Below are 8426 nucleotides of genomic sequence, written 5' to 3' on the forward strand. Positions count from 1 at the left end.
GGGCGGCAGGATCTTCAGTTCGCGATTTCCGTGAGGCGCCGGCGAGCTCGCTTCGCTCACCGCCTCACATCGTCACAAAACCAAAACCAAACGGCCCCTCAGAGGCGACAACTATCCTGACACAGGGGGCCGTCAACAAGGCAGAAGCTAACATAAAGCCCCCCATGAAAACCCTCGTGACTGGATGGAGGGTAAACTTCCCAATTATTCTTGTTCCATCCGAGGTCTGTACAAAGGTGCCACGAAACAACGGGAAAAAAGAATTAAAGCCTTTCTCCCATTTTTGAATCCAAAACGTATCTTTGCCTATGTTGCCGAGAAAGGTTCCAGGAGTATAGAGCCTGGTCATTGTTACGAGTATCGGCTGGATAGTTACGCCACCTCGCAATCGGTTCATACACTCCTCCTGACTCGGTTTCGAGACAAAATCGTTTTTTTCCTGTGTCATCAGCATCTCTTTTACCCCTTCATTTTGAGCTCTTAGTTAGCTTCCGTAGCTCAGCCACCGGAGCCGGACAGCCCCACTGACCCTTTTTAACTCACCGATATCTGGTCATGAGCCCGGATGCTGATACTAGACAAACTTGCAGCCAAACCACTCCCCCCCGTGCCGTCATCCCATTCAAGCCACACCCACATGGCAGTCTGATGGCAAGGAATATTTGCCTTGTTTAAGAAACAAATATTTAATTTAGGTGCAGCGCACTATAGGTAATTGTCTGTATCTTGTAAAGTTAAAATGATTTCAAACCCAATTAGTTCAAAAGACAAGGTGTGGAAGCGGTCGAGGGCTGACGACAGTTGGACTTACATCATGGAATATGTCTGAGCATCCAATTATCGTTCCCACGCCATCAAGCGCCTGGTGTTGTGATGAGTCGAAAAAGTTCGCGACACCCTCCGGTAAATAGGCCGCTGCTCTTTTTTGAAAACACCCACCAACATTTTGGAAGGGTGTGGGGCAACGACCAACCATGTTCGCGCGAAAAGATGGGCTTCGTGCTGACCAAAGATGTTTTGCGTGCTCTACGGAAAGAAAGCAGCGGCAAAGTGGCCGCATTACGGCAACATCTGCGGTTGGAGCATCCAACATTCAGATTTTCCAGTTGATAGGTGGGGAGTTATCCTGAATAATGTCTCGTGGTTGTAAAGCGAGGAGGGAATTGATGAAGAGATTGGTGGCACTGCTGATGCTTTTGGGCGGGAGTTCTTCCGCTTTTGGCGAGACGCTTTATACCTGGCGCGATGGGCGGGGGACTGAACACTTCACCAATAGCCTTAACGAGATCCCGACCCGGTACCTGAAAAAGGCCAGGGTGCTCGACGTCGCCACCGGCAAGAAAGGTGGATTGGCCATCAATCAGCCCGCCCAGCCTCCGGCAGCTGGGGGAGCCAACCCGTCGGCGCCATCATCGGCCCCGCTGGCCGCACCGCCCCCCCCGGTAGCCACCCCGGTCAATCCCCCCCCCGCAGCACCCGTCGTGCAGCAGACGCTACCCTCCACTCCCGCGGTCGCCGCGCCTCCCGCGCGCCAACCGGGACAATACCGGAGATCCCGGCGCCACAGCGCGATCGGCGCCAGCCAGGAAGAGTAAAGAATACCGCCAAGGAGGCGTTTATGAGGAAGGTGACCGTGGGAATGTTACTGGTGCTGGGTGCCGCCTGCTTCGCCCCCGATGGCCGGGCCGATGAGGTGGTCTGCCGGGGAAGCATTACCAGTATCCAGGGAGAGGGTCTGGTGGCGAGGCCCCACCGCTTCGACGTCGACCGGGTGGTCGGCCAGGACGTGCAGCAGATCCTGGAAAACTGCCGGCAGATCGCCCGCGACAAGCAGAACCGGGCCGCCCGCAGGAACCCGGGAGGAAGCTTCAGAAAGAATTCGCAAGTGGACCTTCAGTGCCAGCGGGGAGCGGAGAAGTTCGAGGTCAAGCGCATGATCGACACCGCCCCCTAACGTCTTCACCCTTCCCATCCCCCACATCCCCTCGCGCCCCTCACCCTCCGCCCCTTCAAGGGGCAGGGGAACCGTATTCCCTCGCCCCTTCAGGGGAGAGGGGCAGGGGTGAGGGAGGGTTTAAAATCTACCCTCACCCGGCCTCCGGCCACCCTCTCCCCCAAAGGGGGCGAGGGTAAAGACCCTCCTTTATACCGCGACCTTGAACTGACGCACCTTCCCTTGCAGCTCTTCGGCAATTTTCGCGAGTTCCTTTGCTGCGTCCGCCGACTGCTGCACCCCTACCGTCGACTCTTCCACCGCCCGGGTGATCTCCTGCACGATGCCGCTCACGTCGGAAGTGGTCGCCGACTGGGCCTCCGCCGCTTGAGCGATGGCGTTGATCTCCACCGAGATGGCGCCGATCTTGCTCAGGATCTCCTGGAGGGCCGCCCCGGATTTGGCCGCCTCCTCGGTCCCGTGCGCCGCCTCGGCCACTCCCTGTCCCATCCCGGCCACCACTTCCTGGATCCCGTTCTGGATGGCACCGATCATCTCGCCGATGTCCCTGGTTGCCTTGGTTGTCCGCGCCGCCAGGGCCCGTACCTCGTCGGCCACCACCGCGAAGCCTTTCCCCTGCTCGCCCGCGCGGGCCGCCTCGATCGCCGCATTGAGCGCCAGGAGGTTGGTCTGGTCCGCGATCTCCTCGATGGTCCCGATGATCTCCCCGATCCGTTCCGACTGGCTCCCGAGCTTGGTGACGCTCTCGGCCGACTCCCTCACCCGGTCCGCGATCTGCCGCATGCCGGTCACCGTCCCCTCCAGGGTCCCGGAGCTTCCCCTGGCCGAGTCGTTCGCTTCCGAGGAACTTTCGGCGGCGAGTACACAGTTACGGGCGATGTCACCCGACTTGTCCGCCAGCTCCAGGCTCGCCCGGGCGACCGATACCGACTGTGCCGACACCTCCTCCATGGTGCACCTGATGTCCCCGGAACAGGCCTCGAGTTCGGCCGCCGCCGAGGCGAGCCGCTGCGAGGCGCCGGCCACCGTGGAGAGTACCGTCGCCATGTCGTCCACCATGTGGTTGACCCGTCCCGCGAGGTATCCGATCTCGTCCTGGGCGTCGTCCGCGACCTTGACGGTGAGATCGCCGGCGGCAACCTGGTCGATCACCCGTACCGCGTCGGCCAGGGGGACCGTAATGCTCCTCGAAATGAAGAGAGAGACCAGCACCCCCAGCGCCAGGGTGAAGATCCCCATGATGATGAAGGCCTCTTCGAGCCGATGAGCGCTCTTCACGGTCGTATCCGCCAGTCCGTTCGCCTGGGCTATCTGGGCCAGCCGGAAATCCTTGACCCGCTCCGTGATCCGCTCCGAGCTCTTGTCGAAATCCTCCATGATGACGTTGCCCTGGGCGATCCCCTGGGTCACGTAGGTCTGGGCCATCTTCTTGCCGAGCTCGTAGTAGCGGTTGAAGTCCTCCCGCATGGCGCGAACCGCCTGCACGGTTTTCTCGTCCCTGTCGCGGGTCGCCTTCTCCTCGAAGCGGGCGAGCCCCTCGGTAAACTCCTTGGCGGCCAGGTCGGCATCCTTGTAACCATCCGGATTGTGGGTGGCGCTCACGTCGGTGAGGAACTGCTGCACCTGTACGGTGTCGAAGGCCAGACGGTCGGCGGTGACGGTGTAAGGAAGGGCCTCATCCTTGATCAGTTGGGACCGCTCCACCATCTTGGCCAGCATGAACACCGTTACGGCCACCGCTACACCAACGACCACCAGGATGGAGCCGAAGCCCCACGACAGCCTGGTCTTGATTCTCATATCACGGATTCTCATTTCTCCTCCCGGAGGTCTCTGATTCGATTGCACCCGTCGGCAAAGACCGCGGAAAGCCGTGCTGAACTCTTTACCCTGATCGGACGGTGATCGCGAACCTTTAGGCGCAAACGTGAAGTGTTGGCGGATATTGGGCTCGTGTCCCCTTGTCCGGCTCCCCCCCTCCCCCCGGGAGAACAATTCTCATATTTCTTTTCCCCCTCGCGATATGGTATGGTGGAACCGCACGTCTCCCTCTGCCACCTGTCCAACCCTCGAACGGCAACAGGTTTTCAGTCCCCGATGACCCTCCGCATCCATGGCTACCGTTTCAGCATCCCCCCAGGGCGGCCCCACGTCCCAACCCTCGACCTCCACGCAGCCGCCCGGTGGCTGGCGGGATTTCTCTGGCTGATCGCCCTCTTCGTCGCCGTTCCGTCTTCCTGGGCCTCGGGAAGCGCACCGGCCGCCGCTCCGTCGAGCGGCAAGACCATCGTCGTGGGGGGCAACTGGGCCTATCCCCCCTACGAGTTCCTGGACGCCAAAGGCAAGCCCGCCGGTTACAACGTCGACCTTACCCGGGCCATCGCGGACGTGATGGGGATCAAGGTGGAGTTCCGCTTCGACGACTGGTCCAAGCTGCGGGCCGGACTCCCGGTCGGGCAGATCGACATCCTGCAGGGGGTCTCCTTCTCCGAGGAGCGGAGCCAGGTCATTGACTTCTCCCCTCCCCACACCATCGTCCATCACTCCATCTTCGCCCGCAAAGGGACCCCCGCGGTTTCCAAGCTGGAGGATCTCCGCGGCAAGAAGGTGATCGTCTTCGCGGAAGGGATCATGCACGACACCCTCCGTCAGCTCGGCCTCGGGCCCGACCTGGTGCTGACCCGTTCCCCCGCCGATGCGCTCCGCCTGCTCGCCTCCGGCCAGTGCGACTACGCCGTGGTGGCGACCCTGCCGGGGATGTTCCTTATCAACCAGCACCACCTGACCAACGTGGTGCAGGTGGCCAAAAACGTGGCGGCCGAAAAGTACTGCTACGGGGTGGCCAAGGGGAACACCGAGCTCATCACCCGTTTCAGCGAAGGGCTCGCCATCCTGAAGCAGAACGGACAGTACGAGGCGATCTACGACCGGTGGCTGGGGATCAACGAGCAGCGGCTGACCCGCGACCGGGTGGTGAAATACGGCGCCATGGTGCTTTTCCCCCTGCTCGCCATCCTGATCGCCACCGGGGTCTGGTCGAGAACCCTGCAGAAGCGGGTCGAGGAGCGGACCAACGAGCTCGCCCAGGAGGTCGCCGAGCGTAACCGCGCCCTGGAGGAGCTCCGGCTCCACCAGGACAAGCTGATCCAGGCCGACAAGATGGCGACCCTGGGTGTGCTGGTAGCGGGCGTGGCCCACGAGATCAACAACCCCAACGGGCTCATCCTCCTGAACCTCCCGATCCTGAAGGACGTCTATCACGACGCCACCGAGACCCTCGAGACACGCTACCAGCACGAGGGGGACTTCATGCTGGGGGGACTCAACTACTCGAGGATGCGGGACGAGGTTCCCCAGATGCTGGAGGACATGAGCGAAGGAGCTGCCCGCATCAAGAGGATCGTCGAGGACCTCAAGAACTACGCCCGCCAGGACAGCGCTCCGCGGATGGAGCCGTTCGACCTGAACTCCGTGGTGCAGGCGGCGGTCCGCCTGATGGAAACCTCGATCAGGAAGTCGACCAACCACTTCGACTGCCTCTACGGACGCGAGCTCCCGCGGGTGCTCGGCAGCCCGCAGCGGATCGAGCAGGTGGTGGTGAATCTCCTCATCAACGCCTGCCAGGCGCTCCCCTCCCCCGAACAGGGGATCAGGATCGAGACGAGCGCGGACCGCGAGGCGGGGGTGGTCCGCCTGACCGTCGCCGACCAGGGGGTGGGTATTCCGCAGGAGTTCCTGCACCGCCTCACCGACCCCTTCTTCACCACCAAGAGGGAGAGCGGAGGGACCGGACTCGGCCTCTCCATTTCCGCCGGCATCGTCCAGGAGCACGGCGGGACCCTCAGTTTCGACTCCGAGCCGGGGCACGGCACCACCGCCACCCTGACCCTCAACGCCCAACAAGGAGCAGAAGCAGCATGACCGCACCGGTACCCCATTTCTCGATCCTGCTGGTGGACGACGAGCCCGCCTGGATGCGTTCGGTAAGCCTGACCCTGGCCCGCGCCGGGATCAACAACATACAGACCTGCTCGGACAGCCGCGAGGTCCCCGCCATTTTGGCCAAGGGCGACGTCCGGCTGGTACTGCTCGACCTCACCATGCCTCACCTGAGCGGCGAGGCCCTCCTCAACCTGATCGCCGAGCACCACCCGGACATCCTCACCATCGTGGTGAGCGGCATGAACCAGCTGGAGACCGCCGTCCGCTGCATGAGGCTCGGCGCCTTCGACTACTTCGTGAAGACGGTGGAGGAGGACCGGCTGGTGACCGGCGTGCTGCGGGCCATCCGGATGCTGGAATTGGAGGGAGAGAACCAGGCGATCTCCGACCGCTTCCTCTCCGGCCAGCTTCGCCACCCCGAGGCCTTCGTCAACATCGTGACCGCCGACCGGGCCATGCTGGGGATCTTCAACTACATCGAGGCGGTGGCCAAGAGCCGCCAGCCCCTGCTCATCACCGGCGAGAGCGGGGTCGGCAAGGAACTGGTGGCCCGGGCCGTCCACACCTTGAGCGGCAACAGCGGTCCGCTGGTGGCGGTCAACGTGGCCGGACTCGACGACACCGTGTTCGCCGACACCCTCTTCGGACATATCCGGGGTGCCTACACCGGCGCCGACCAGGCCCGCCGCGGCATGATCGAGGAGGCTACCGACGGCACCCTCTTCCTGGACGAGATCGGCGACCTGAGCATCCCTTCCCAGGTGAAGCTGCTTAGGCTTCTCCAGGAGGGGGAGTACTTTCCCTTGGGGAGCGACCGCCCCAAGCGCCTCAAGGCCCGGATCATCGTGGCGACCCACCGCGACCTGCAGGGAAAGGAACAGGCGGGTCTCTTCCGCCGTGACCTGTACTACCGCCTGCGGACCCACCAGATCATGCTCCCCCCGCTGAGGGAGCGCCGGGGTGACATTCCGATACTCATCGATTACTTCCTGGCCGAGGCGGCCGAGTCACTGGGGAAGAAGAAGCCGACCCCTCCCAAGGAGCTCGCCCAGTTGCTCGCCACCTATTCCTTCCCCGGGAACGTCAGGGAGCTTAGGTCCATGGTCTACGACGCGGTGAGCGTGCACCGTGAGCGGATCCTTTCCCTCGAGACCTTCAAGAAGGCTATCGGTCCGGGAGCCCCCCGCGAGGCAGTCCCCGTGGCCCCCGGACGGAACATCTTCGCGGGCCTCGAGCGGCTCCCCACCTTCGGCGAGGCCGCCGATCTCCTGGTCGAGGAAGCCATGGCACGGGCCGGCAACAATCAGACTATCGCCGCCCGTCTCCTGAGCATCTCCCAACCCGCCCTGAGCAAGCGCCTGAAAGGAAAGTAAGCCTCTCCTTCTCTCTCGACTACCGACCGACCTCTCCCTTGGCATGTCATCCCTCCCCTCTGCCAAGGATGTCCCGAACTCTCCTTTACCGGAAACGCCAGCGGTTCCCCCCTTCTCGAAGGGGGGACGGGGGGGATTTTCCTCGCCAGCCACCCATCCCTCCCCGTGATAAAACTCTCCTTCCCGTCCAAGGGGGAGGGCCGGGGTGAGGTTGGGGTCACTTCTTCGCTACTCCCGCCAACTCCTTCCTGACTCACGCCTACTCCGTCGTGCCCTACGACAACTCCGCCGTGGGTCGCGCCAACTCCGCCATGTTCATTAAAAGAAAAAGTCTAACAAAACCGCAGAATTGCCGTTCAGAAAAACTACTCTGCCGTGAGCCTCGACCAACCGGTCGTAAACCTCATCCTAACGGTCAGACGGTCACGCCACCTCCGGCTCTCAGGAAGCCCGACTCTTGGCCCTCCCCTGGCGAAGTCCAGGCACCGGGAATTTAAAAAAACTTTTGGAGGCGCTTGCAATTTGAATTAACAATGGTTAATTTTTTGAAACACTACCCGGTGGCAGAGAGGAGGAGACCTTATGGCGAGGCTAAAGACGAGTTTTCCGAAATCCATACCGGCGCTCATTGCCCTGGCGCGGCATGTGAAGACCTGCATGTCGAGCAACGCCAACTTCATGCTGATAACGGAGGCTTTCGCCGCCGCCCTGGCGAAGCTCGCGGAGGACATCGAGAAGCTTCAGAAAGCGCAGGACGATGCCGCTTTCGGAGGGACTCAGAAGACCTCCTATCGTGACCAAGCTGCGGCGGAACTGGTCGCCACCCTCAGAAACGTCATCAGGCACGTCGAATTATTCGCCAACGGAAACGTCTCCATCCTCAGGAGTAGCGGTTACGAACTGGTAGATCCGCTGGAAAAGAAATGGAAGATCCCTGTCGACCTACCCCAACTCCTGGTTTCCGTGGCACCCGGCCAGGAGTCCGGGACGCTGGTGGCCAAGGCTCAGTCCATTCCTTACGCTTTAAGTTACCTGATTAGCGCCAATCTTCCGCTAGGCGTAACCACCGCTCTGGTCGGCTGCCAGTCCGGGCAGCGGCAGCAGCGAGGCGGGGAAGCATAGCAGCAAGATCGAAACGACGGTTAAAGCGGTACTGA

At 61.9% G+C, this 8426-nt stretch carries 6 protein-coding genes and 1 pseudogene; 4 read left to right on the plus strand and 3 right to left on the minus strand.

The features are described from left to right. Nucleotides 1-64 precede the first annotated feature (64 nt). The gene (locus tag ACYVL5_RS23050) at nt 65-397 is read right to left on the minus strand and encodes a hypothetical protein (RefSeq protein ID WP_460597894.1); all 333 of its coding nucleotides are present in this window, start codon (nt 395-397) and stop codon (nt 65-67) included. Between the two features lie 769 nt (nt 398-1166). Between ACYVL5_RS23050 and ACYVL5_RS23055 the strand changes: the two genes are divergently transcribed. Together ACYVL5_RS23055 and ACYVL5_RS23060 are read left to right on the plus strand one after the other, a co-directional pair. After that, nucleotides 1167-1595, plus strand: a complete 429-nt coding sequence (locus ACYVL5_RS23055; RefSeq protein WP_460597895.1) for a hypothetical protein — start codon at nt 1167-1169, stop codon at nt 1593-1595. A gap of 23 nt (nt 1596-1618) precedes the next feature. Then, the gene (locus tag ACYVL5_RS23060) at nt 1619-1954 is read left to right on the plus strand and encodes a hypothetical protein (protein ID WP_460597896.1); all 336 of its coding nucleotides are present in this window, start codon (nt 1619-1621) and stop codon (nt 1952-1954) included. 189 nt (nt 1955-2143) lie between these two features. Here the strand turns inward: ACYVL5_RS23060 and ACYVL5_RS23065 are convergent, their stop codons facing one another. Further along, nucleotides 2144-3769 carry a methyl-accepting chemotaxis protein gene (locus ACYVL5_RS23065; protein ID WP_460597897.1) on the minus strand — a complete coding sequence of 542 codons (1626 nt, stop codon included), beginning with the start codon at nt 3767-3769 and terminating at the stop codon, nt 2144-2146. A 282-nt stretch (nt 3770-4051) separates the two neighbouring features. On the opposite strand from ACYVL5_RS23065, the gene ACYVL5_RS23070 reads away from it, so the two are divergent. Next, nucleotides 4052-5875: a transporter substrate-binding domain-containing protein gene (locus ACYVL5_RS23070; protein WP_460597898.1), complete on the plus strand. Its 1824-nt coding sequence runs from the start codon at nt 4052-4054 to the stop codon at nt 5873-5875. Then, a complete protein-coding gene (locus tag ACYVL5_RS23075; RefSeq protein ID WP_460597899.1) occupies nt 5872-7269 on the plus strand; it encodes a sigma-54-dependent transcriptional regulator in 1398 nt (465 codons plus the stop codon). Before ACYVL5_RS23070 ends, ACYVL5_RS23075 begins: the two co-directional genes overlap by 4 nt. Before the next feature lie 1036 nt (nt 7270-8305). Here the strand turns inward: ACYVL5_RS23075 and ACYVL5_RS23080 are convergent. Beyond that, nucleotides 8306-8426, minus strand: a pseudogene (locus tag ACYVL5_RS23080) (IS1595 family transposase); the annotation flags it as partial.

The sequence above is a fragment of the Geomonas sp. Red276 genome (assembly GCF_054784495.1).

Excerpts from the sequence above, each read along its gene's own strand:
- ACYVL5_RS23060 (WP_460597896.1), top strand. The coding sequence starts at position 1,619 with ATGAGGAAGGTGACCGTGGGAATGTTACTGGTGCTGGGTGCCGCCTGC.
- ACYVL5_RS23065 (WP_460597897.1), bottom strand. The coding sequence starts at position 3,769 with ATGAGAATCCGTGATATGAGAATCAAGACCAGGCTGTCGTGGGGCTTC.
- ACYVL5_RS23070 (WP_460597898.1), top strand. The coding sequence starts at position 4,052 with ATGACCCTCCGCATCCATGGCTACCGTTTCAGCATCCCCCCAGGGCGG.
- ACYVL5_RS23075 (WP_460597899.1), top strand. The coding sequence starts at position 5,872 with ATGACCGCACCGGTACCCCATTTCTCGATCCTGCTGGTGGACGACGAG.
- ACYVL5_RS23055 (WP_460597895.1), top strand. The coding sequence starts at position 1,167 with ATGAAGAGATTGGTGGCACTGCTGATGCTTTTGGGCGGGAGTTCTTCC.
- ACYVL5_RS23050 (WP_460597894.1), bottom strand. The coding sequence starts at position 397 with ATGAACCGATTGCGAGGTGGCGTAACTATCCAGCCGATACTCGTAACA.